Origin of the sequence: Clostridium sp. 7_2_43FAA (assembly GCF_000158375.2) — a bacterium.
Classification (GTDB): Bacteria; Bacillota; Clostridia; order Clostridiales; family Clostridiaceae; genus Clostridium; species Clostridium tertium.
The window spans coordinates 98,423-122,670 of the sequence record NZ_JH815220.1; the positions used below are offsets into that span (position 1 = coordinate 98,423).

At 28.5% G+C, this 24,248-nt stretch carries 27 protein-coding genes and 4 tRNA genes; 7 read left to right on the top strand and 24 right to left on the bottom strand.

Annotated features, from left to right (window positions below; genetic code table 11):
- Nucleotides 1-4 precede the first annotated feature (4 nt).
- Nucleotides 5-1,009, top strand: a complete 1,005-nt coding sequence (locus CSBG_RS00505; protein WP_008676111.1) for a DnaD domain protein — start codon at nucleotides 5-7, stop codon at nucleotides 1,007-1,009.
- Nucleotides 1,002-1,976, top strand: a complete 975-nt coding sequence (locus CSBG_RS00510) for an ATP-binding protein (RefSeq protein WP_008676112.1) — start codon at nucleotides 1,002-1,004, stop codon at nucleotides 1,974-1,976. The genes CSBG_RS00505 and CSBG_RS00510 overlap by 8 nt, the downstream gene beginning before the upstream one ends.
- 217 nt (nucleotides 1,977-2,193) lie before the next feature.
- Here the strand turns inward: CSBG_RS00510 and CSBG_RS00515 are convergent.
- From CSBG_RS00515 to CSBG_RS00535, 5 genes are all read right to left on the bottom strand, one after another.
- Nucleotides 2,194-2,268 (bottom strand) — tRNA-Thr (locus tag CSBG_RS00515).
- Nucleotides 2,269-2,296: 28 nt separating this feature from the next.
- Nucleotides 2,297-2,373, bottom strand: a tRNA-Asp gene (locus CSBG_RS00520).
- Nucleotides 2,374-2,381: 8 nt separating this feature from the next.
- A tRNA-Val gene (locus CSBG_RS00525) sits at nucleotides 2,382-2,457 on the bottom strand.
- 4 nt (nucleotides 2,458-2,461) lie between these two features.
- Nucleotides 2,462-2,536 (bottom strand) — tRNA-Glu (locus CSBG_RS00530).
- 137 nt (nucleotides 2,537-2,673) lie between these two features.
- Entirely contained in the window at nucleotides 2,674-3,255 is a 582-nt protein-coding gene (locus tag CSBG_RS00535; protein WP_008676113.1) for a hypothetical protein, read from the bottom strand.
- A 314-nt stretch (nucleotides 3,256-3,569) separates the two neighbouring features.
- Between CSBG_RS00535 and CSBG_RS00540 the strand changes: the two genes are divergently transcribed.
- The gene (locus CSBG_RS00540) at nucleotides 3,570-4,814 is read left to right on the top strand and encodes an NAD(P)/FAD-dependent oxidoreductase (protein WP_008676115.1); all 1,245 of its coding nucleotides are present in this window, start codon (nucleotides 3,570-3,572) and stop codon (nucleotides 4,812-4,814) included.
- A 48-nt stretch (nucleotides 4,815-4,862) separates the two neighbouring features.
- Here CSBG_RS00540 and CSBG_RS00545 read toward each other — a convergent pair whose 3' ends face one another.
- The 4 genes from CSBG_RS00545 to CSBG_RS00560 all read right to left on the bottom strand — a co-directional run bounded on the left by CSBG_RS00545 (nucleotide 4,863) and on the right by CSBG_RS00560 (nucleotide 8,349).
- Nucleotides 4,863-5,612, bottom strand: a complete 750-nt coding sequence (locus CSBG_RS00545) for an acyl-ACP thioesterase domain-containing protein (protein WP_008676117.1) — start codon at nucleotides 5,610-5,612, stop codon at nucleotides 4,863-4,865.
- Between the two features lie 122 nt (nucleotides 5,613-5,734).
- Nucleotides 5,735-5,929 (bottom strand): DUF1858 domain-containing protein, encoded by a 195-nt coding sequence (locus CSBG_RS00550; protein ID WP_008676118.1) that lies wholly within the window; start codon nucleotides 5,927-5,929, stop codon nucleotides 5,735-5,737.
- A 133-nt stretch (nucleotides 5,930-6,062) separates the two neighbouring features.
- Entirely contained in the window at nucleotides 6,063-6,911 is an 849-nt protein-coding gene (locus CSBG_RS00555; RefSeq protein WP_008676120.1) for a hypothetical protein, read from the bottom strand.
- Between the two features lie 148 nt (nucleotides 6,912-7,059).
- Nucleotides 7,060-8,349 carry an adenylosuccinate synthase gene (locus CSBG_RS00560; RefSeq protein WP_008676122.1) on the bottom strand — a complete coding sequence of 430 codons (1,290 nt, stop codon included), beginning with the start codon at nucleotides 8,347-8,349 and terminating at the stop codon, nucleotides 7,060-7,062.
- Nucleotides 8,350-8,566: 217 nt separating this feature from the next.
- Between CSBG_RS00560 and CSBG_RS00565 the strand changes: the two genes are divergently transcribed.
- Entirely contained in the window at nucleotides 8,567-9,739 is a 1,173-nt protein-coding gene (locus CSBG_RS00565) for a malic enzyme-like NAD(P)-binding protein (RefSeq protein ID WP_008676124.1), read from the top strand.
- 78 nt (nucleotides 9,740-9,817) lie between these two features.
- Here CSBG_RS00565 and proC read toward each other — a convergent pair whose 3' ends face one another.
- Nucleotides 9,818-10,621: a pyrroline-5-carboxylate reductase gene (gene proC, locus CSBG_RS00570; protein ID WP_008676126.1), complete on the bottom strand. Its 804-nt coding sequence runs from the start codon at nucleotides 10,619-10,621 to the stop codon at nucleotides 9,818-9,820.
- Nucleotides 10,622-10,750: 129 nt separating this feature from the next.
- Here proC and CSBG_RS00575 point away from each other — a divergent pair, with 129 nt between their 5' ends.
- Nucleotides 10,751-11,086 (top strand): hypothetical protein, encoded by a 336-nt coding sequence (locus tag CSBG_RS00575; protein ID WP_008676128.1) that lies wholly within the window; start codon nucleotides 10,751-10,753, stop codon nucleotides 11,084-11,086.
- Nucleotides 11,087-11,123: 37 nt separating this feature from the next.
- On the opposite strand, the gene CSBG_RS00580 is transcribed toward CSBG_RS00575, so the two are convergent.
- The 11 genes from CSBG_RS00580 to CSBG_RS00630 all read right to left on the bottom strand — a co-directional run bounded on the left by CSBG_RS00580 (nucleotide 11,124) and on the right by CSBG_RS00630 (nucleotide 19,866).
- Nucleotides 11,124-12,461: a replicative DNA helicase gene (locus CSBG_RS00580; RefSeq protein WP_008676131.1), complete on the bottom strand. Its 1,338-nt coding sequence runs from the start codon at nucleotides 12,459-12,461 to the stop codon at nucleotides 11,124-11,126.
- 96 nt (nucleotides 12,462-12,557) lie between these two features.
- Nucleotides 12,558-14,450: a Lon family ATP-dependent protease gene (lonC, locus tag CSBG_RS00585; protein ID WP_008676133.1), complete on the bottom strand. Its 1,893-nt coding sequence runs from the start codon at nucleotides 14,448-14,450 to the stop codon at nucleotides 12,558-12,560.
- Between the two features lie 12 nt (nucleotides 14,451-14,462).
- Nucleotides 14,463-14,909: a 50S ribosomal protein L9 gene (gene rplI / locus CSBG_RS00590; protein WP_008676135.1), complete on the bottom strand. Its 447-nt coding sequence runs from the start codon at nucleotides 14,907-14,909 to the stop codon at nucleotides 14,463-14,465.
- A 1-nt stretch (nucleotide 14,910) separates the two neighbouring features.
- Entirely contained in the window at nucleotides 14,911-16,878 is a 1,968-nt protein-coding gene (locus CSBG_RS00595) for a DHH family phosphoesterase (RefSeq protein ID WP_008676137.1), read from the bottom strand.
- Between the two features lie 4 nt (nucleotides 16,879-16,882).
- Nucleotides 16,883-17,200 carry a MazG-like family protein gene (locus CSBG_RS00600; protein ID WP_008676140.1) on the bottom strand — a complete coding sequence of 106 codons (318 nt, stop codon included), beginning with the start codon at nucleotides 17,198-17,200 and terminating at the stop codon, nucleotides 16,883-16,885.
- Nucleotides 17,201-17,351: 151 nt separating this feature from the next.
- Complete coding sequence (gene rpsR, locus CSBG_RS00605) at nucleotides 17,352-17,594, bottom strand: 30S ribosomal protein S18 (protein ID WP_008676141.1); 243 nt, start codon at nucleotides 17,592-17,594, stop codon at nucleotides 17,352-17,354.
- Between the two features lie 28 nt (nucleotides 17,595-17,622).
- Nucleotides 17,623-18,084 carry a single-stranded DNA-binding protein gene (locus tag CSBG_RS00610; RefSeq protein WP_008676144.1) on the bottom strand — a complete coding sequence of 154 codons (462 nt, stop codon included), beginning with the start codon at nucleotides 18,082-18,084 and terminating at the stop codon, nucleotides 17,623-17,625.
- A gap of 14 nt (nucleotides 18,085-18,098) precedes the next feature.
- A complete protein-coding gene (gene rpsF / locus CSBG_RS00615) occupies nucleotides 18,099-18,386 on the bottom strand; it encodes a 30S ribosomal protein S6 (RefSeq protein WP_035284774.1) in 288 nt (95 codons plus the stop codon).
- Nucleotides 18,387-18,493: 107 nt separating this feature from the next.
- Nucleotides 18,494-18,679, bottom strand: coding sequence for a DUF951 domain-containing protein (locus CSBG_RS00620; protein WP_008676147.1), 186 nt, complete (start codon nucleotides 18,677-18,679; stop codon nucleotides 18,494-18,496).
- A 23-nt stretch (nucleotides 18,680-18,702) separates the two neighbouring features.
- Nucleotides 18,703-19,608, bottom strand: coding sequence for a mechanosensitive ion channel family protein (locus CSBG_RS00625; RefSeq protein ID WP_008676150.1), 906 nt, complete (start codon nucleotides 19,606-19,608; stop codon nucleotides 18,703-18,705).
- 18 nt (nucleotides 19,609-19,626) lie between these two features.
- A complete protein-coding gene (locus tag CSBG_RS00630) occupies nucleotides 19,627-19,866 on the bottom strand; it encodes a DUF3343 domain-containing protein (protein WP_008676152.1) in 240 nt (79 codons plus the stop codon).
- Nucleotides 19,867-20,147: 281 nt separating this feature from the next.
- On the opposite strand from CSBG_RS00630, the gene CSBG_RS00635 reads away from it, so the two are divergent.
- Together CSBG_RS00635 and yyaC are read left to right on the top strand one after the other, a co-directional pair.
- Nucleotides 20,148-21,302, top strand: a complete 1,155-nt coding sequence (locus CSBG_RS00635; protein WP_008676153.1) for an aminotransferase class V-fold PLP-dependent enzyme — start codon at nucleotides 20,148-20,150, stop codon at nucleotides 21,300-21,302.
- Between the two features lie 54 nt (nucleotides 21,303-21,356).
- Complete coding sequence (gene yyaC / locus CSBG_RS00640) at nucleotides 21,357-21,965, top strand: spore protease YyaC (protein WP_008676155.1); 609 nt, start codon at nucleotides 21,357-21,359, stop codon at nucleotides 21,963-21,965.
- Nucleotides 21,966-21,978: 13 nt separating this feature from the next.
- Here the strand turns inward: yyaC and CSBG_RS00645 are convergent, their stop codons facing one another.
- From CSBG_RS00645 to CSBG_RS00655, 3 genes are all read right to left on the bottom strand, one after another.
- Nucleotides 21,979-22,479 carry a DUF4446 family protein gene (locus CSBG_RS00645; RefSeq protein ID WP_008676157.1) on the bottom strand — a complete coding sequence of 167 codons (501 nt, stop codon included), beginning with the start codon at nucleotides 22,477-22,479 and terminating at the stop codon, nucleotides 21,979-21,981.
- A 95-nt stretch (nucleotides 22,480-22,574) separates the two neighbouring features.
- Nucleotides 22,575-23,426: a ParB/RepB/Spo0J family partition protein gene (locus CSBG_RS00650; protein WP_008676159.1), complete on the bottom strand. Its 852-nt coding sequence runs from the start codon at nucleotides 23,424-23,426 to the stop codon at nucleotides 22,575-22,577.
- A 14-nt stretch (nucleotides 23,427-23,440) separates the two neighbouring features.
- On the bottom strand, nucleotides 23,441-24,202 hold the full coding sequence (locus CSBG_RS00655) for an AAA family ATPase (protein ID WP_008676160.1): 762 nt from the start codon (nucleotides 24,200-24,202) through the stop codon (nucleotides 23,441-23,443).
- Between the last annotated feature and the right edge of the window lie 46 nt (nucleotides 24,203-24,248).

Genomic DNA, 24,248 nt, shown 5'->3' on the forward strand with positions numbered 1-24,248 from the left:
AAATATGAGCACTTTTATGCTTAAATCAAAGCCTTTAAAATTTACTCCTGTCAGCAATGCATTTATTGAAAAATATATGCCTAAAGCTAGAGGGGAATTTATTAAAGTATATCTTCTTATGCTTAAATATAATTTTACAGGCGAAATTGGTGTTAATGCATCAATTTTAGCTACATCATTGAATTTATTAGAGTCTGATATAATAAATGCCCTTAACTACTGGAATGAAGAAGGAGTAATTAAACTAGTTCCAATAGACAAAATGGGAAACTTTGATATAGAATTTATAGATCTTTCATCTGAAAACACTGTTAATAAGAACGAAATTAATATATTAGCTGAGCTTTCAGATGAATCTAACAATGGTATGCTAAAAGATATAGAAAAATTATTAGGCAGACCACTATCCCCTAGCGAGTTCACAACTTATATAAGCTGGAAAAGGGACTTTAATTTTTCTTCAGAGCTTATACTACTACTTATAGAGTACTGTGCTTCTAAGGGAAAAACAAATCATAGATATATAGAAAAGGTTGCCTTGGCTTGGCATGAGATGAGCATAAAAACAATTGATGATGCTCAAAATTATATAAGAAAAACAGAGGATAAATGGGGTACCTATAGAGAAATCTTAAAATTCTTAGGAATTAGAAATACTGATATAATGAAACCTCAAGAAGATATGTTAGAAAAATGGACTACAAATTATAACTTTTCATTAGAAATAATAAAGAAAGCATGCGATATTTGCTTCCAAAGGTTAAACAGGGCTGATTTTAAGTATATAGATGGAATATTATCCAGTTGGAATAAAGATAACTTAAGAACATTAAAAGAAATTGAAGAAAAAGAAGTTTCTTATAAAAATTCATCTTCTAAAAAGAATTTTAACAATCAAAAGTCAAATTCATATGAAAAGCCTAAATTAAGATTCAATAACTTTAAAGGCCGTGACTATGATTATGACGATTTAGAAAAGAAATTATTAGGATGGGATAATGATGATTAAAGGATATGAAAAAGAACTAACATTAATATATGAAAATATACGACTTGAAGAGGAAAAAAACTTAGAAAAAAGACGTAAAGAAATAAAGCAAAAACATCCAGACATATTAGAATTAGATAATTTAATTCAGAAAAAATCCCTTAATTTAGCTATGTCAATTTTAAAGGGTTTAAATGAATTAGAGCTCAAAAATCTAAAAGAAGAAATAGTTGATCTTAGATTTAAAAAATATGAGGCTCTAGTGGCTAACGGATATGATCAAGAATATTTAACACTTCATCATAGATGCCCTAAATGCAAAGATCAAGGATATATCGGTAGTACAAAATGCATTTGCTATAAGAATAAATTAGTTAACCTTTACTATAAGGACTCTGATTTGCAAGATTCATTAAGAATTAATAACTTTAATAATTTTGATTTATCTTTATTTGCTAATTATAAAATAAGCGATGATAAATACACACCTAGAAAAAATATTGAAAATATTCTTGAGTATGTAAATAGAGATTTTATACCAAACTTCTCTAAAAGTGACGACAACATATTATTTTATGGTGATTCAGGAACCGGAAAGACTTTCCTAAGTTGCTGTGTGGCAAAAGAGCTCCTTGATAAAGGTTATTTAGTTGTTTATAGAAGTATAGATGAACTTATTAAAAATTTAAGAGAAATAAGATTTGAAAATAATTATAATTTAGAAGATCTTTTAATAAACTGTGATCTATTAATAATAGATGATTTAGGCGCAGAACAACTTACTGAATTCTCTGCAACAGAATTCTTTAATTTTCTCAATAAGAAACTATTAAGAAAGAAAAAGATGCTAATTTCTACAAACTTATCTTTACCTGATATAAGTAAGAATTATTCTGAAAGAATTTCTTCTAGACTCCTAGGGAATTTTAAGTTATATAAGTTTTATTCTGAAGATATAAGGATTCAATTAAATTTAAAGAAAAAATAAAAAGAGAGATGTATCAAAATAAATTTTGATATTAGCCTATAAAAAGGGAAGTTCGAATTCGAACTTCCCTTTTTGAGCATATATAAATAATAAATAAAACTTCTATTTAATCTTAAAAACATCCTTAAGCAAGTAAAATCAATGGTCTAAAAGAGGCTCACGAAACGTTATACCCTTACAAAAAACAAAAAAGACTCTAGATAATTCTAAAGTCTTCTGGAGCTGGCAATAGGAATCGAACCTACAACCTGCTGATTACAAGTCAGCTGCTCTACCGTTGAGCCATGCCAGCGCATGTTAATTTTTATCGCACTTTAAAGTGGCGACTCAGAAGGGGCTCGAACCCTCGACCTCCGGCGTGACAGGCCGGCACTCTAACCAACTGAGCTACTGAGCCAAATTTTATGGTGGAAACAACAGGGATCGAACCTGTGACCCTCTGCTTGTAAGGCAGATGCTCTCCCAGCTGAGCTATGCTTCCATAATGGTGACTCCTAGGGGAATCGAACCCCTGTTACCACCGTGAAAGGGTGGTGTCTTGACCGCTTGACCAAGGAGCCATGTTTCTTTTTGCTTTTCTCAACCGAGCTGTTCTGTCGGCGAGCACATTAACTATAATACATAAATTTTAATATAGTGTCAACACTTTTTAACAACTTTTTTTTTTATTTTTAAATTACTTTATTTATACGCGCATTTAAGTCAATAATTTAGTACCGTCATTATCGAACTTTACTACATTTATAACCTTTTCATATCTTAATAAATGGGATTGATTTTCTTTTATTTCTTTTTTTATTTTATTCATTTCAAAATTACAAAATTCTAAAAATTCTTCTTTCTTTATTTCTTCTATATTTATATTATAATTACTTTTCCTAAAATTTTGTCCACTAGCAATTATCCTTATAGGAATCTTATTATTTATTATACAGATTATCTCCTTTTCCCATATTCCTCTCTTATTTACTGAGTACTTATCCTTTAATAAGTTTATTTCCTCTACACACTCTTTAAATTGATTCTTAAAACTATCAAATAATATTTTATAAAATTGTACAGATATTCCCCTATTTAATTTTATTTTTAGAAAGTCCTTATTATTTATTAAAAATTCATCTACGTCTGATTCTGGAATGAATCTCAAATCCTTATTTAAAAATATATTAATTCCCTTAGAGTTAGGATAATTTACTACACATTGATCATAGTTCATTCTTCTTAACTTAAATTCTTTATTATAATCTTCATTATCTTCATTAATTACTTTAACTATCATAATTTCACCTCATTACTATATCTCATGTAATTTAAGCTAACCGTATTTCATTTATTCCTTATTTATTTATCTCTTTACTTATTTTATTATTCCATATTTATAAATTTATATTATATATATTTTTTTAATATTACAGTTTTAAAGAACTTATATTATAATGTGTATTAACTCATATTTACTGGTTTATATAATAGAATTTATATCTAAACTTAAGAGCTACTAAAAAATTTTACATATATAGAATATTATTATATTAACCAAAAAATTTATAATATGATAAAATTAAAATTATTAATTTATTAAGGAGATTTATTATGATTCATCATGATTTAATTATAGTTGGTGGTGGTGCTTCTGGCTTATCAGCAGCTATTACTGCTAAAGATTTTGGATTGGATGTTGCCATAGTCGAAGGTACTGATAGGATAGGAAAAAAAATATTAACTACAGGAAATGGTCGTTGTAACATCTCTAATAGAACAATTTCATTTCCTTTCCTTTCCTACCATAGCGAAAATCCTGGCTTTTTTACAAATGTTTTATCAAGTTTTAGTGTAAATGACACTGAAAATTTCTTTTTATCATTAGGACTTCCAATTGTAGAATTAAAAAATGGTAAAATGTATCCTAAATCACTTCAAGCATCTTCAGTTGTAGATATATTAAAATTAGCTTTAGAAGATCGAAGTATTCCTTTATACACAGATTGTAAAGTAAAAGATATCCACAAGAAAAATGTTTTTAAGTTATCCACAAGTAACGAAGAAAATAAGTTATTCACATGTAACAAATTAATTTTAGCTTGTGGAGGAAAATCAGCAGTGAAAACAGGATCTGATGGTTCTGCTTATAACTTAGCAAAATCATTTGGGCATTCAATAATTGAAACCATTCCTGGAATAGTTCAATTAAAGTTGAGTTACCCTTATTTAAAATCCATAACAGGAGTAAAATTTGATGGGTATGCAACATTATTAGTTGATGGTGAACCCATAAGAAAAGAATTTGGAGAAATTCTCTTTACTGATTACGGAATATCAGGCCCTCCAATTCTTCAAATTTCAGGTCATGCATCTAAAGCTTTATTAAAGAAAAAAAACATTGAAATTATTGTAGATATGATGCCTAATCAATCATTATCTGAAATAGAAGATTTTATGGAAAGTCATTTTGCAATGTTTTCTCATAGACCTGTTATAAATTCTTTAATTGGAATAGTAAATAAAAAATTAATTCCAACGTTATTAAAGGAAGCTAAGATAGAAAATTTACATAAGCCTTGCTATGACTTACAGTGGGATGAGAAAAAAAGACTTATTAACTTATTAAAGAATTGGAAATTTAAATGTATTGATACTAATGGATTCAATCAAGCACAAGTTACTATTGGAGGAATAAACACTAAAGAGGTTGATCCAAAAACACTTGAATCTAAGCTAGTTAAAAATTTATATTTTTGTGGAGAAATACTAGATGTAGATGGCGACTGTGGTGGCTTTAATCTCCATTGGGCTTGGAGTTCAGGAAATTTTGTTTCAAAAAATATAGCTAATTCTTAATATAAAAAAAGGAGTAATAAACAATCAGCTTATTACTCCTTTTATAATCTAGCACTTATTCCAACGACCAATTAATCTCGTTAATTCTTTTCCATCAACAGTTTCTATTTTGTGAATAGTAACTATTTCATCTCCCTCTTCTACTCTAACATCTGTAAATACCTTAACTTCTTCGCCATATTTACATTCCTTCTCAAATGTTACCTTAACTTCACTTAATACATAATTATTTACAATATCTTCTGGTAATGTCTCAACAGCCCAATCAATGTATTTAGTATTATTTACATGCTTATTAAAATCTATATCTGTATATCTTATCTTGAAGTTTCTTTGATACTTATGTTCATCAATCTTTTCTAATCTAGGAAGCTTAAATTCCTCTTTCATATCGCCATCCACACCATAAACATTATATTGTTCCTGTGGTATTCTCATCATTCTTCTTTTTTCTAAGTTAACTAATAAAAATATAGCATTAGCAGATACAACTATATTTCCACTACTATCTTTAATTTCATAATTCCTCAAAGCATAAAATTTCTTAAACCCTACTGCTTCAGTTTTCACTGATAATTTTTCTCCATACATTGGATGTCTAAATACTTTTACATGATAGTTATAAAATACCCATGTCATATTATTTTCTAGTAAACTTTCCATACCTGAACCAAGCTCTTCTGATTGCTTTGTACCTATATCAGATAAAATATTTATTATAGTTGACATTGTACATCTTAAATTGCTATCTACATCATAATAATGCAATTCATATTCCTTACTATAACTTTTCCCCATAATATCCTCCTAATCCAAACATCAAAACCTTGTATCTCTACAGAGTTGATGTACTATTATAATTATAGCACTTTTTATATAATTTTGAAAAAACTATACTTAAAGATTCTTATAACTTCATTTTAATAGAATCTATTATAATTCAATTCATTGATTAATCTCTCTATATCTATTCCCTTTTTTATGCACATATCTTCTATTGTAATTCTACTATTACTACTAAAAATTCCACATCCTATCCCAAAGCTTAATAATATTTGTTCAACTTGAGGATTTTCTTGTATAGCCTCTAATACGGTCATATCTTTATTTATCATATACTCACCTCTACTATGTTTTCTTTTTATAGTATTAGTTTTATTTATATTATTATGTATAAGGTCATTTATACATATAAAATAAAAGGCCTATTTAACTAAATATAATCTAGTTAAATAAACCTTTCTCAATTTACATTATAGGATCTATAAAATTTTCTACAATATTACTTCTATCTAATGATAGTATATTTAAATAAGATATTGTATATGCTTGAATTGAATATTGTCCTATTATAGCTATTACTATCCCAACTAAAGGTATTACTTGAATGATAGCTAAAACTAATCCAATACCTATTGTTATTCCAGATATAGCTGCCAATTTCCCTATAGTTGACCAGAAATATCCCTTTTTAAATAGCATAAATGTTTCCCCTATTGCTTCAGTAATAGTTAAATCCCTTACTATTAGCATTGAAGTAAATAAAGATGTTAATGGTGTCACAATAACAATTATTGCAATTATTAAAGGAATTAATATTATTAATCCAATTCCAACAGTTAATAAAGCTAATAGCATTGTTAATAAGGCTATTACTACCACAAATGCAAAAGTCATTAACCAAACTAATATATTTAATCCTAAAATACTCCATTTTCTTTTCCAAACATATTTATTGGCAGATCTCCAACTTACTTCATTTCCTTTATTAGCATCATCTAGTATTTTAGTTATAATTCCATTTGCATATAACATCAATACTGATGATATTAATGCTATTAAAATTATAAGAAATATTGTTCCTATTCCTATGAACGGTATTGCTTCATCAAAATAAGAATATGAATACGAGTATGAGTATGAAATATTTATTAAGCTTGAAAAAACTATCCCTATTATTACTCCAAATAAAACTACAATTGTAGGAACGATAAATATTCCAATAACCTTTAAAATTTCTAACACATTATCTTTACATAAATTAAATGCTCTCGATAACATTTCTGAAACTGATAAATGAATTTTCCTCTCTTCCATAAATTCACCTCCTATATTTAAATCATATTAACATATATATTAATTTTACCACAATTTATTTACAATATTTATTAAATATATTCTTTTTTATACAATATCATAAATAATTAAGGAGAGTATTATAAAAGTTAATACTCTCCTATATATTTTATAATTCTTTTGTTACTCTTATTGTTTGATCTCTTCTTGGACCTACACCAACTATTGATATCTTTGTACCTGTAAGTTCTTCAATTCTTGTTAGATACTTTTTAGCATTTTCAGGCAATTCATCATAACTTCTAGCCTTTGCTACTTCTTCACTCCAACTATCGAACTCTTCATATATAGGTTCGCACTTTGCTAAATCATCTAAACTTGCAGGGAAGTAATCTATAACTTTATCATTAAACTTATATCCTACACAAATTTTAAGTTTTTCTAATCCAGCTAAAGTATCTATCTTAGTCACACATAATGATGTTAATCCTGATACTCTTACTGTTGTCTTTAATATGACAGCATCTAACCATCCACACCTTCTAGATCTTCCTGTAGTTACTCCATACTCATGACCCTTTTCTCTTATCCATCCACCGATTTCATTATCTAATTCAGTTGGAAACGGCCCCTTGCCAACTCTTGTTGTATATGCCTTTGCAATTCCTACTGCATTAGTAACCATGGTTGGTCCAATTCCAGAGCCACTAGCTACACCGCAAGCTGTAGTGTTTGATGATGTAACATATGGATATGTTCCATAATCTATATCTAAAAGCATTCCCTGAGCGCCTTCAAATAAAACTGTTTTATCTTGTTTTATTTCATCATATAACCTTACTGAAGTATCTTGTACATATGGTTTTAATCTTTCTGCAAGTTCTAGATATTCTGAAAGTATCTCATTATAATTTAATTCTTCTCCACCTAAGACATTTACTATATATTTATTTTTAGAATCTATATTTTCCTTTAATTTTTCTTTAAATATATTTTCCTTTATAAGATCACATACTCTTATTCCAGATCTTTCAAACTTATCTGTATAACAAGGTCCTATTCCTTTTCCTGTTGTACCTATGTCATTTTTCCCTCTAGCTTTTTCCTTTAGTTTATCTAAAATCTTATGATATGGCATTATAACATGCGCTCTATCACTTACTATAAGTTTTTCTGGTGTAACTTTAACACCCTCACCTTCTAGGTAATCTATCTCTGTAAATAAAGCCTTAGGATCTACAACAACACCATTTCCTATAATATTTAATTTATTATCATATAATATTCCTGATGGGATTAAATGAAGTTTATATTGCTTATCTCCAACTTCAACTGTATGACCCGCATTATTTCCTCCTTGGAATCTAACTATTACCTCTGCTTCTTCTGCAAGGTAATCCGTCATCTTTCCTTTTCCTTCATCTCCCCATTGAGCTCCTAGAACAACAAATGCTGACATTTACATTGCCTCCTTGTTAAAGGACCTATGAGTCCTTCATTAATAAAATTAATTAATATTAATCTCCACATAACATATTATCAAAGCATAAATGAACTTTCAACTAATTTGCGAATATTTTTTTGCATTAATTTAATATAATTCGTATAATGAAGATAGTAATTACTTATATTTTTGATTAAAATAAATAATTTATTCTATAAAAAGGAGTATTAATATGAATATTTATGAGAAATCCCTAAAATATCATGAAAACTTGAGAGGTAAAATTGAAATAACATCAAGATTTAAAATATCTAATGAAAATGATTTAAGTTTAGCATATACTCCTGGAGTAGCTGAACCATGTAGAAAAATACATAAAGATCCTAATGATGCCTATATCTATACAAGAAAATGGAATACTGTTGCAGTAATATCTGATGGAACAGCTGTGCTTGGATTAGGTGACATTGGTCCTTTAGCATCTCTTCCTGTCATGGAGGGTAAATCTATATTGTTTAAAGAATTTGGAAATGTAGATGCCTTTCCATTAGTTTTAGATACTAAAGATGTTGATGAAATAGTTGAAACAATTATAAGGATATCTAAAGGCCTAGGAGGAATAAATTTAGAAGATATATCTGCTCCTAGATGTTTTGAAATAGAAAAAAGACTTAAAGAAAAATTAGATATACCTGTTTTTCATGATGATCAACATGGTACAGCTATAGTTGTATTAGCAGGCTTAATAAATTCATTAAAATTAGTTAATAAAGATATTAAAAATATAAAAATTGTTATAAATGGTGCTGGCTCTGCTGGAACTGCTATATGCAAGTTATTAGTTTCCTTTGGCGCAAAAAATATAATAGTATGCGATAAGTCAGGAATAATTAGCTCTTATAATCCAAATTTAAATGATTCAATGAAAGAATTAGCCCTAATTACTAACAAAGATAACATAAGTGGCAATTTAAAAGATGCCTTAATTGGTGCTGATGTATTTATAGGGGTTTCTGCTCCTAACTTAATCACACAAGAAATTGCTAATAGCATGAATTCAGACTCAATAATTTTCGCTATGGCAAATCCTATTCCAGAAATATTCCCAGATGATGCAAAGGAAGCTGGGGTAAAAATAATAGGTACAGGAAGATCAGACTTTCCAAATCAAGTTAATAATGTATTAGCCTTTCCTGGGATTTTTAGAGGTGCTTTGGATGTAAGAGCCTCCGATATTAATGAGGAAATGAAAATTTCAGCTGCATATGCTATTGCTAATTCTGTAGATAAGAATGATCTGAATTTTGATTTTATATTACCTAAGGCATTTGATTTAAATGTTCAAAAAGCAGTTGCTGAAGCAGTTAGAAAAGCTGCAATTAAAAGTGGGATTGCTAGAATATAATATTTTATTATTTACTATATAAATTTAGTATTTTTATAATTAAAAATAACAAGAGGAGATTTAATAAATCTCCTCTTGTTATTTCATATTTTTAGATTTTTCGGCACACTTTTCCATTGCCTTTATTACTGCATTTCTAAATCCATTACTTTCTAACTCTGTTACAGCTTCTATAGTTGTTCCTCCTGGAGAACAAACCATATCCTTTAATTCAGCTGGATGCTTACCTGTATCTAAAGCCAATTTTGCCGATCCCAATATACTTTGCTCCGCCATTTTATATGCCTTATTTCTTGGTATTCCAAGTTTTACAGCAGCATCTGCCATAGCTTCTATAAACATAAATACATAAGCTGGAGATGATCCACATAATGCAATAAATCCATCAAAATACTTTTCTTCTAATATTTCATATTTACCAAAATTTTTAAAAATATTGCATATAAGTCTTAATTCTTCTTTATTTACATTTAAATTAGGACAAATAGCTGACATTCCCTCACCAACTAAAGCTGGTGTATTTGGCATAGTTTTTACTATTTTATAATCTTTATCTAACCATTCTTCTAAGTCAGATAGATTTATTCCTGCAGCTATAGATACTATTATAATATCCTTTTTTAAATTTCCTTTTATTTCGTTAATAACCTTTTTATACATATTAGGCTTTATAGCCAAAAATAATATATCAGAAAACTTTGCTACCTCTATATTATCTAATGTACATTTTACCTTAAACTCATCTATTATATTACTCTTTGATTCTTCACTTCTTGTTGATACCATAATATTATCAATATTTATATAATTTGAACTTATAAGTCCATTAAGCATTGCTTTTCCCATATTTCCACAACCTATAAATCCTATCTTTTTATTCATTACTTTCACCTTCTCTTTAATTCATTGTAAATAAATTTCTTAATTAATTATTATTTATAAGTTTCACCATTATACTCATAGGATAGCTTTATATTTTAAACATAAACTAGCTATAAAGGAGGGATAGTTATGACAAATAATTTATTGCTCACAGATAGAGAAAATAAAATAAATAATTTATTAGAGTTTAATCCTTCAAAAGAAAATATAAAACCTATTATTAAAGTAGTAAATAGAGACAAGTTCTACGACATTTATATTTTACTTAGAGGTTTAACTAAGGAAGAAATTTTAATAAAGTATATAAACAACTTTCTTATTTTAAATCTCTCCTTAAAAAATAAATACAATAATAAAGTAAATTTTAAAAGATCATTTTATTTAAAAAATGTAGATATAAACAATACTGAAAATATTGCCTGTGCTAATTTAATTTACTTTAAAATTCCTAAAACTCAAAATTAAATTTAAAAATAAAGCTATGCATAAGCATAGCCTTATTTTATTCTTTATAAACTAGCTCTAAATTGGCAAATTTACTTTGTGATCCTATCCAAGCCATTTTAACAGTTCCCACTGGGCCATTTCTTTGTTTTGCTATAATACATTCACCTATGTTCTTTTCTTCTGTTTCCTTATTATAATACTCATCTCTATATAAGAACATAACAACGTCAGCATCCTGCTCTATTGACCCTGATTCTCTTAAATCCGAAAGCATTGGTCTATGATCAGCTCTTTGCTCTGGGGCACGTGATAACTGAGATAATGCAATTATAGGGCATTCCATTTCTTTTGCAAGAGCCTTTATAGATCTAGATATTTCTGAAACTTCTTGTTGTCTACTTTCACTTCCAGCGCTACCACTCATTAGTTGTAAATAGTCTATAAGAATCATATCTATTCCATGTTCCATTTTTATCTTTCTACATTTAGATCTCATTTCCATTACACTTAAACCAGCCGTATCATCTATATAGATTTTAGCTTTAGATAAAGGACCCGTAGCTCTAGCTATTCTTTCCCAATCATCATCATCTAAATTACCAGTTCTAAGCTTTAACATATCAACATTAGCTTCAGAACAAAGCAATTTATATGCTAATTGCTCCTTAGGCATTTCTAAAGAAAATATAACTACACTTTTTCCTTCCCTTAATGCTGCATTTTCTGCTATATTTAATGAAAATGTAGTTTTTCCCATAGATGGTCTAGCTGCAATAAGAACCATATCTCCTTTTTGGAATCCTGATGTCTTAGCATCTAAATCTCTTATTCCTGAACCAACACCAGTTATTGACCCCTTATTATTAAATAATCTTTCAATTTCTATAAATCCTCTTTCCAAAACTGTAGAAAGTGGTTCATAATCATTTGATCCTTGTTTTTCTGCTAAATCAAAAATCTTTTTTTGAGCTAAATCTAATACATCATCAACTTTATCTTGTTTATTGTAACTTTCTTCTATAATAGCTGTAGATGATTTTATTAACTTTCTTAATAGTGATTTATCTTCTACTATTTTTATATAGGCTTCTAAATTAGCAGTCGTAATTACTGATGAACTTATTTCTGATATATAAGTAACTCCACCAGCCTTATCTAGGTTATCTGTTGATTTTAAATATTCTAATAAGGTTACAAGGTCAACAGCCATATCTTGTGAGAACATTTCTCTAATAGCCTTAAATATAACCTTGTGCCCATCTCTATAAAAGTCTTCATCATTTAATTTTTCTAAAGACTTAGCAATAGCACTTTTATCTATTATCATGGACCCAATTACAGACTGTTCTGCTTCTAAACTTTGAGGTAAACTCCTCATTATTGGTGCTTCCATATGTAACCTCCTTCCTTTTCATAATAATATATTATATCAAACTTTTATATTATATAAAATAAAATTAAGCTTCCAAAAGGAAGCTTAATTAATAATTTACTTTTCAAATACTATTTCCATCAATTCTTCTATATGACTTATAGCTTTAACTTCTATATCTTTTAATTCTAATGGTATTTCTTTTTCATTTGCCTTAGGAATAACAACAAGTTTTATTCCTTTTCTTCTAGCACCATATATCTTCTCAAATATTCCGCCAACAGGTTTAATATTTCCTCTTAATGATATTTCACCTGTTATAGCTATATCTTGTCTTATAGGTTTTTCTAGTAAAGCACTTATTATTGAAATAGTAATTGCTGCTCCTGCTGATGGTCCATCAATTTTTCCTCCACCAACTACATTTACATGTATATCATAATCCTTTATATCTTTGTCAGTAATTCTTCTTATTACTGATGCTGCGTTAAATACAGAATCCTTCGCCATTGAACCTGCTGTATCATTAAACTTTACAGTTCCCATTCCTGGTTTTTTAGATTCAAATACAACAGTTTCTATTTCTAGTGTTGAGCCTAAGAATCCACTTACTCCTAATCCATATGTATGGCCTATTTCAGATTTATCTATATCATCAAATATTTCATAAGGTACATATCTCCCTATAGAAATAACTTCTTCTACATCCTTAAGTGTAATTATATTGCTGCCTTTATCCTTTGATTGATACAATGAATAGCCATAAGCATCTGCTAATATATTAACAGCTTTTCTTCCTTCTATTGTATATCTGCTTATAAGGTCAGCAATTCCATCTTCCAATTGAACATTTAATTTTTTAGATGCATTGTCTATTATTCCTTTAATATCACTAGGTGATAATGGCTCAAAATAAACCTCTGTGCATCTAGATCTTAATGCTGGATTTATTTTCCCTGGTTCTCTTGTAGTTGCACCAATTAAAACAAAGTCTGCTGGGGCACCTTTTTCAAAAAGATATTTTATATATTCAGGTGTGTTTTCATCATCTGGATCATAATAAGATGATGAGTACTCAACTCTTTTATCTTCTAATACTTTTAGCAACTTATTTTGAAGAATTTCATCTAACTCACCAATTTCATCTATAAATAAAACTCCTCCATGAGCTTCAGTTACTAATCCAGTCTTAGGTTCTGGAACACCTATCTCAGCTAAATCCTTCTTACTACCTTGATATATAGGATCATGAACTGATCCTAGTAATGGATTTGTTATTTCTCTTGGATCCCATCTTAACGTAGTTCCATCAACCTCAACAAACTTAGAATCTCCATCAAATGGAGTAGACTGTAACTTCTTAGCTTCTTCTAACGCTAATCTTGCTGCTGAAGTTTTACCAACTCCAGGTGGTCCATATAAAATTATATGCTGAGGATATGGAGATGCCATTTTAGATATAAGTGATTTTATTGCTCTCTCCTGCCCTACTACTTCATCAAAGGTTTCAGGCCTTAAAAGACTCATTACGTTTTTATTAATCTTTTTTGAATCTAGTTCTTCTAATCTTTCTAGCTTCTTAGTAGTTTTTGCACTTTCAGGACCTTTTTGCTTTTTTAATATAGATAATTTAATATCATCCATAAATTTATCTTGTCTTTCTTGAAGTGCCTTTTCAACTTGTGTTTCCACTTTGTTTTGAACATACTTTCTAGCTATGTTTTCTGATATATAATAAATTGTATCTTCTAGTACACCTCTTAATTCCTCATCGCTTGGTACAGATTTTATACCTTTTCCATCTGAGGCAATTACATTTAATGCATATACTCTTTCACATATATTAGGAGAATTCGCATACTTTTGAAGTTTGAATCTTACAATTCTTGCTCTTACCGCTCCCTCATCTAATACATTATTTAATATTTGATTTATAACATTTACTTGTGCATCTAAAGATAACTCACTATCTAATATACTTTCTATATTTGTTTCGTCATAAGTCTTCAAACTTAGTCCTCCTTATGATTGCGGCGTGATTATTACTTTCATCTTAGTTGAAACTTCTGGATATAGCTTTATTTCTATATCGTAACTACCAGCAACCTTTATTGTATCCATAACTATTTTTTTCTTATCCACTGATAATTTAAATTGTTTATTTATTAATTCAGCTACATCTTTACTTGTTATAGCTCCAAATAATCTTCCACCATTTCCACTTTTAGCTTCAATCTTAATTTCCTTGCCCTTTAATTCAGATGCTAACTTTTGTGCGGCTTCAATTTCTGCTAATTTCTTCTTTCTTTCATTTTCCTTCTTAGTGTTTAGGATGTGCATGTTATTGTTATTTGCTTCTTCTGCTAACTTTCTTGGAAATAAAAAGTTTCTTGCATATCCGTCTGATATATCAACAACGTCTCCTTTTTTTCCTACTTTTTTAACATCTTGTAATAATATTACTTTCATGTTATTCACCCACCTTTAAATGTTCTTCTATTGATCGTTTTAGTATTTTTATAGCACTTTCTATTGATGTATTATTTAATTGAGCTCCAGCCATATTCATATGACCACCACCACCTATTGCTTCAAGTATTACTTGAACATTAGTTTCTCCTATAGATCTACCACTAATAGTTATATCTCCATTTATCTCTGCTAATACAAAGCATACATTTATTCCAGATATATTTAGTAGCTCATCGGCAGCTCTAGCTGCCATAAATCCCTTTTTTATTCTTTTAGGAGCAACTGCAATAGCTAAACCATTCTTAACTTCTGCAGACCTTATTGTGTCTGCAATAACTAAATAATCCTCAAGATCATCCATAAACATCTTCTTAACTTCAATTGTATCAGCTCCAAGTCCTCTTAAAAATGATGCAGCATCAAAAGTTCTAACACCAGCTTTAAAGGAAAAGCCCTTTGTATCCATAAATATTCCTGCAAGTAAACCTTCTGCTTCCAATCTATATAAGTTAGGCTTTTGAACCATATACTGAATAATTTCTGTAACCATTTCAGATGTAGATGAGGCATATACTTCTATATAATTTAAAATTGCACCTTCAACTATATCTGGGCTTCTTCTATGATGATCTATAATTATTTTTCTTTGTGCCTTCTCAACAATACTTGTATCTAATATATATCCTTTATTATGAACATCTACTATAATTAATAAAGTTTTTTCATTAATTTGTTCATAAGCTTCTTCTTTAGAAATAAATAAGTTATCATATTTAGGATCACTTTTTAGTTTAGATAAGAAATAATCAATAGCTGTAGTATCTGCTCCTAATATGATTTTACATGGCTTTCCTAACTGTTTTACTACAGATGATATTCCTACAGATGAACCGAAACAATCCATATCAGGATTTTTATGACCTATAATAAAAACATTACTACTCTCATATATTAATTCCTTTAATGCATGAGATATAACTCTTGCCCTTACTCTAGTTCTCTTTTCTATTTCTCTAGTATTTCCACCAAAAAATTTTATTTTTTCATTATTTTTTATAACTACCTGATCCCCGCCTCTACCTAGTGCTAACTCTTTTGCAGTAACAGCAAATGTATTATTTTCTAGAGGACAAGTTCCACCTCTTCCGATACCAATACTTAAAGTAACTTCAAATTTATTTCCCCTATCTATTTTTGATATATCTTCTAATATAGAAAACTTATTATTTATCTCTTCGTCTATATATTTATCTTGTACTGAAAGGACATATTTATTAGAGTCATATTTTGTTATCATTGCCTTAAGTTTTTGAGCATATAAATTTATTGTTTTTTCAATCTCAGCAACTAACATTGGTCTATCGCTATCTAATGTAGTTTCTAAAGCTTCTGCTAGGTTATCTACTTCTATAAGCATTATACTCTCTTTAGTATTATCTATATTTTTCAAATTACTTATATCATTAAAATAAACTATATATAATTCTTCATTTAAATCATATTTTTCTATTTTAGTTGCATATACCTTATATAAAGAATCTAATATTTTTATTTTTTGATGCAAGTCTCTATCACAAGTTAATAGTCTAGATAAATTTAGCCCTCTAGCAATACTAACTACATTTAATCCTATAGGATTTTCATTTGGTACAAATTTTTGGAATTCTTTATTACTCCAAAAAATCTCTCCCGATTCTTTTATTAGGGCTAACGGAAATATTAAATTTAATATATTACTATTTATATCTCTATTTATATTTTCTTTGATTCTTTCTATATTATCATCAGATTTACCTTTTACCATATATTCACTTAAGCTAAATATAATAAATAAAATTAACAATATAGATCCTAAAAGAGTGCTTTTTATATAATAAAACCCTATACATGCGCCTACAAAAATAAGTGGTGTAATTATAGGCTTAATACTTTTAAGCCTTGTTTTTATTAAATCATTCCATATCATAAGATTAATGGTGCTCCTTTAAATGTAATTGAAGTTTACTTAAGCTTCTCCCATCCTTTTCATACTCATGTCCTTCTGCTATACCAACTTGTAATTTCTTTTTCATATCATCATCTACATCTTGACATGAATATCCTAATTTTTGAGCCAATACATATAATACGAGTATAGCACCTGATATGCAATTTAAAATTGCATCTTGAGCTACATTACTTCCCTTAGTAAGTAAATGATAGAATTCACCTATTATACATAATAAATTTGCTTTTAATTTTTCTATCATTTTTATATTAGCCATTATATTTAAATCATCTCTCTTCACCCTGCTCACCCCTATACTAATACCCTTGTATTTATATTTTAATTATAAATTACTTTTATTGCAACAAATTATGAAGTCTTTTACAATTTTTGTAAAATAATAATTGTATTAATATAATAAAAAACCCCTGATATGTCAGGGGTTGATTATACTACTCAGTTGTGAATGGTAATAATGCTATATTTCTTGATCTCTTTATAGCAGTTGTTAATTCTCTTTGGTGCTTAGCGCAAGTTCCAGAAATTCTTCTTGGTAATATCTTACCTCTTTCTGTTACGAACTTTCTTAGCTTAGTAATATCTTTGTAATCTATTGCTTCAGCCTTTTCTACACAAAAAGCACATACTTTTCTCTTAGATCTTCTCATTTTTCCAGATCTCTTCATGTCTTTCATGCTAATTCCCTCCTTCTTATTAGACTAATTAGAAAGGCATATCTCCATCATCTACAGGAGTCATGTCTTCCTCAAAATTCATTCCACCAAAATTATTTGATGAATTTGAATAATCAGAACCAGTATTTGAAGAACCATATCCATTGTTATATGAACCTTGGTCTCTTCCAGCACCCCCATTGTTACCTGATCCTATAAACTCAAATGAATCTACAACTATATCAGTTGTATATCTTTTAGTTCCATCTTTAGCATCATAACTTCCAGTTCTGATGCTTCCAGTAACAGCTAGTTGTCTGCCCTTTGTAAGATATTGTGCTATTGTTTCACCAGTTTTACCAAAAGCTATACAATTGATAAAATCAGTTTCATCCTTTTTAAAAGGTCTTGTTACTGCTAAAGAAAATCTTGTTACAGCAGTACCACTTCCAGCAGCAAAATTAAGCTCTGGATCTTTTGTTAGCCTTCCAATAAGTATTACCTTATTCATGACAATATCACCTCTTACGCTTCTTGTTTAACTATGATGTGTCTTAAAACACCATCAGTAATTCTGAATATTCTGTCTAACTCTTTAGGTAGTTCTGAATCAGCATTAAAGTTGATTAATGTATAGAAACCTTCGTTAACTTTTGCGATTTCGTAAGCAAGCTTTCTTCTACCCCAAACGTCAACATTTTCTATAGTTCCTCCACCGTTTTCTATTACACCCTTAAACTTTTCGATGTTAGCTTTGCAAGCTTCTTCATCTAATGATGGGTGTAGTATGAATATAGTTTCGTACTTTCTCATCATTTTCACCTCCTCCCCTCGGACATTGGCTGTGCTTTGCACAGCAGGGATTACAATTAAATATTGTAACATTATTCATTTTCTTTTGCAAGTTTTAAATTTAATTACTATAAATTAACGATTTTTTTAGCATCTTTTTGAAATTTGCTTCTTGGTAACATTATTATTCTTCCACAACCAGTACACTTAATTTTGATATCTGCTCCAAGTCGTATAACCTCAAATTCCTTACTTCCACACGGATGTTGCTTTTTCATTTCTACTATATCACCTAAATCAAAAGTCTCTATCATAATTAAACCTCCAACCATTTAAATTAAACAAATTTATTATTTACTATTTGAGTCTTTGGATATGGTATCTCTACCCCAGCCTCATCTAATGTCTTCTTTATTTCTTTTCTTAATTCTCTTTCCATCTTCCATTGAGATAAAGGCTTTGATTTTCCAACTACTCTTATTGTAACTCCTGATGCATTTAATGATATAACACCTAATACTTCTATCTCTTCCTTAACTTCATCTTTATTTTTTTCTTCAAAATTTTTACATGTATCTTCGATTAAGCTAATTGCATTATCTACATCTTCTTCATATGCAATTTCTACATCAACCATAAATCTCATATTTCCTCTTGAATGATTAGTTACTTCTAACACAGCTCCATTAGGTAAAACATGAACATCTCCACTAAAATCCTTTAAAACAGTAGATCTTATTCCAATATTTTCTACTATACCACTATAAACACCTATAGTTACGTAATCTCCAACTCCATACTGATCTTCAAAAAGTATAAAAAAACCATTTATTAAATCCTTAACTAAACTTTGTGCTCCTATACCAACTACAAAACCAACCGCACTCAACACAGCTGCTGATACCTTAAATGTACTTCCTATTATTATGGCTGCTCCTGATATGTAAACAGCATATTTAAGTGAACTTTTTAGTATAGCTCCTACAGTAATTGCCTTTTGTCTATTCATTGAAAAGCTTAATTTACTTTCAATCTGATTTTTTACAAACTTATCAATTAACTTATCTCCTATTTTTATAGCAAGATACATAGCAACTATAAGTAATATTAATCTTATTCCTTTATTAAGTATAAATTCCAGAGTACTTACTGCATTTCCCATGACCTCTTCCCAATTCACATTTAAAATAATCTTTCCATTATCATTTATACCAGGACTAACCCATGTTAATAAGTTTTGCATACCTCACCTCTAATACTATTAAATTATTTCTTTAAACTCATTTTGCTCTTTCTCATATATATGTTTATATCTTATACTATCCCTTGATATAATTTCATCTATGTATTTTTTTTCTTCTATTCTAATGCAAATTCCACAGCTTTGTGTAATTGCTGTAGGAGTTGGCATCATCTTAAAGATCATATTTTCTTCCTTTAACACTTTTTCTCCATTCATAGCATCTAGCGTATTTTTAAAAACTATAATATAGTACTTCATAATGTCCTCCCTTTTCAAGTTTATTTATGTTTAATTATATTATATATATGTTTTAATTAAGAATCTATATTAATAACTTTATATAATCTTATTCATTTATAAAAATACTCACTATATTTAAATATATGTATTTTTTATCAAAAGCCAATTTACTTAAGACTTACTCTTCTATTACATTTAAAATCCCCTTATTTTATAAATTTATTATTTTGTAAATACTATTAAAGTATCTTATAATTTTATTATAAGATTAAGCTTATATAAATTAAAAGGAGTAAATTATGAATATATATTTAGATAATTCAAGTACAACATTTCCTAAGCCTAAAAATGTTGTTGATTCTATATGCAACTTTCTAACTAACATTGGAGGAAACCCTGGCCGCTCTAACCATAATAACGCTCTACAAACTAATAGACTTTTATTTGAGGCAAGAGAAATTATATCTGATTTTTTCAAATTTAATTCTATTGAAAATGTAATATTTACTAATAACATAACCACTTCATTAAATATATTAATAAATGGATCACTTGTAGCTGGAGACCATGTAATAACATCTTCTATGGAACATAACTCTGTTTTGAGACCATTAGTTAATTTAAAAAATAAAGGAATAATAGAATTAGATATTGTAAATGCTGATAAATTTGGTTTTGTTTCTATTGAAGAAATTAGAAGTAACATAAAAATAAATACTAAAATGGTAGTTCTTAGCCAAGCTTCTAATGTAATAGGAAGTATTCAACCAATTAAGGAAATTGGAGCTTTATGTAAAAGCAAAAATATATTTTTTTTATTAGATACTGCTCAGGGAGCAGGAGTATTAGATATAGACTTTACAGATCTTAACTTAAGTGCACTAGCTTTTACTGGACATAAAAGTTTATTTGGTCCTCAAGGAATTGGTGGTTTTATAATAGATGATAGTCTTAATAATATATGTAAGCCATTTATTTTAGGAGGGACTGGAAGTTTGTCTCATTCATTAGAACAACCTGATTTTTTACCTGATAAATTTGAGTCTGGTACTCTTAATATGCCTGGAATAGTAGGCTTAGTTGAAGGGATCAAATTTATTAAGAATGAAGGAATAAATACTATTTATAATAAAAATAAATTTTTAAGGAATCATCTTGTCAACGAAATATCTAACATCAAAGATATAATTCTTTACGAAGATATTAATAATAGCAATTATACCTCATGCGTTTCATTCAATATTAATAATATTGATACTGCTGAATTATCATTTGCTCTTGATAATGATTTTGGAATAAAAAATAGATCTGGTCTTCATTGTGCTCCACTTGCACATAAGACTATAGGAAGTTTTCCATCAGGTACTGTAAGATTAAGCCTTAGTTACTTTAACGAAAAATCAGATATTAATTACACAATAGACTGCATAAATAAAATAATAAAGTCAAAATAACCTTGAATATAAACCTCCCTTATTGTCAATAATTTCAATAAAGGAGGTTTTTCCATGAATGAACCATTTTCAATCGATTCATTATCGCCTAATTCTTATATGGAAATTAGAGATTATTTATATAACAACCTAAAGGATATACTTCACTCAAATAGAGATATAATCTTCATTTGCATAGGAACCGATAGATGTACAGGTGACTCCCTAGGTCCACTAATTGGATATAAATTAAAGAACATTTCAAAAAATAAAATTCACATTTATGGGTCATTAGAAACTCCTGTTCACTCTAAGAACCTTATTGAAATAATAAATAAAATTAATTTGAATTTTGACAACCCTTATATTATTGCTATAGATTCTTGTTTGGGGAAGATAAGTAATATAGGGAAAGTTTTTATTGATAAAAAGCCTCTTCAACCTGGATTAGCCTTAAATAAAAATCTCCCTCCTATAGGAGATTTAAGTATTACAGGAATTGTAAACATTGGAGGAAACTTTGAATTTATAGTTTTACAAAATACACGATTGTATACAGTAATGAGCCTAGCTGATTGCATATATAAAGGTATTTATCATTTCATATTGAAAGTATCTAAAGAATTTGAATATATTAATAAACCTTCTAAATTAAATTATTTACAAGAAAATGAGAGCCTATAAGACTCTCATTTTTTTATTTTTTATTAATTGCTTCATTTAAGACATATGATTCTTCTTCAGATAACTCATATCTTGAAATTCCCTTATCAACTGGTTTTGCATATGTAGTACTATCTTGTCTTGAATAAATTCCAGTAATTAGAACACCATCATTATATGAATCTAATATTGCTATTGAAAAGCTTAAATCGCTTCCTACATCAGGAAAAGCCTTGTATCTCATTATAGCTATTTTATTTACGCAACCTTTCATTTCTTCCCTTATTACATCGCACTTATTAAGGGCCTCATTTGAAAACTCCATAGCCTTATCTATTTCATCTAACTTAGAAGATATAAGTTCTTCTAAATTTTTATTATTTACGCCTCTCATCATTCTTCTATATTTCTTTTCAAGTTTATTTATAGATCTTATTAAATAAATTACAATTATAAAAAGTAGTAACATTATAATAAGTAATCCAACAATAATAAAAGGTGAATTTTCATTTATTATTTTAAGTACATCTTCCACTTTTAATGCTCCTCTCTAAATCTTATATAGAAATAATATAAAATGTTTCACGTGAAACATAATTTATATATTTCATAATGTTTCACGTGAAACATTTATAAATTAATTATTTCTAGTATCCTTTGTAAATCTTCATTTGAATAATATTCTATTTCTATTTTCCCTTTATTATTTTTATTGCTAATACTTACTTTAGTTCCAAAATAATTTTGCAATCTTTCCGTTACATCCTTATAATATGGATTTATCTCTCTTACTTTTTCTTTATCTTTTTCCTTTTTCTCAGATCCTAAATATCTTACCAATCTTTCTAATTCTCTGACAGATAGTTTTTCGTCTATAACCTTTTGAGCTACTTCGCATTGAATTTCAGGGTCTTCAATTGATAACAATACCCTTCCATGCCCTTCTGTAATAACTTCATCAATTAAATATTGTTTTACAGTTTCACAAAGATTAGTAAGTCTTATTACATTACTTATTGCCACTCTAGACTTTCCTACCCTTTTACTAAGTTCTTCTTGAGTTAAATTGAAATCACTTAATAATTTTTTATATGCTATAGCTTCTTCAATAGGATTTAAGTCTTGTCTTTGAATATTTTCTATTAAAGATACCTCTAATATATTTTTTTCAGTTAACTCCATTATTATAGCTGGTATTTCTTTTAATCCTAATAATTTTGCAGCTCTCCATCTTCTTTCACCAGCAACTATTATATAACTGTTATCTTTTTTATTTAAAATTATAGGTTGTATTATTCCATGTTCTTTAATTGATTGAGCTAATTCTGCTATCTTTTCATCATCAAAAGCCTTTCTTGGCTGATCTTCATTGCTTCTAATTAAATTTATAGATATAACTGATGGTTTATTATTTTCTTTACTTCCGTTATCATTAGGAATTAATGCACCTAACCCTTTTCCCAATGCTGATTTTTTATTCATAATTATTCACCTACTTACTGCCTACTTAAAAACTCTTTTGTTAATGACTTATAAGATTCAGCGCCCTTGCACTTTTCATCGTATAGCATTATTGGCAATCCAAAACTAGGAGCCTCTGCTAATCTTATATTTCTTGATATTTTAGTTTCATAAACCTTCTCATTAAAGAAGTTCTTCACTTCTTCAAGAACTTCATTACTTAAATTAGTTCTATAATCATACATAGTCATTACAACACCTTCTATTTCAAGGTTCTTATTTAATGATTTTTTAACTAATTGAATAGTGTTTATAAGCTGTCCTACTCCTTCAAGTGCATAAAACTCACATTGAATTGGTATTAATACTGATTCAACTGATGTTAATGCATTAATTGTTAATACTCCTAATGATGGTGGACAATCTATGAAAATAAAATCATATTCATCCTCTACTTCTTTAATTTTATTTGTTAAAATAGTTTCTCTATCTTCTTTACCTATGATCTCAACTTCCGCACCTGCTAACTCCATTGTTGATGGAGCTATAAATAAATTTTGTACTAATTCACTTTTTAATATAACCTCTCTTAATGAGGCATCTGATGTTAATACATCATACATTGATAATTCTAAATTTCTCTTATCTAAGCCTAACCCACTTGTTGTATTTCCTTGGGGATCTATATCTATTGTTAATACCTTATAACCCTCCATAGCTAGATATGCGCATAAGTTTATGTTTGTAGTCGTTTTTCCAACTCCGCCCTTTTGATTAAATATACAAACCTTTTTCATATAAAAGCTCTATTTTAGAGCTTCACCCCCCTTCTCATATTAATAT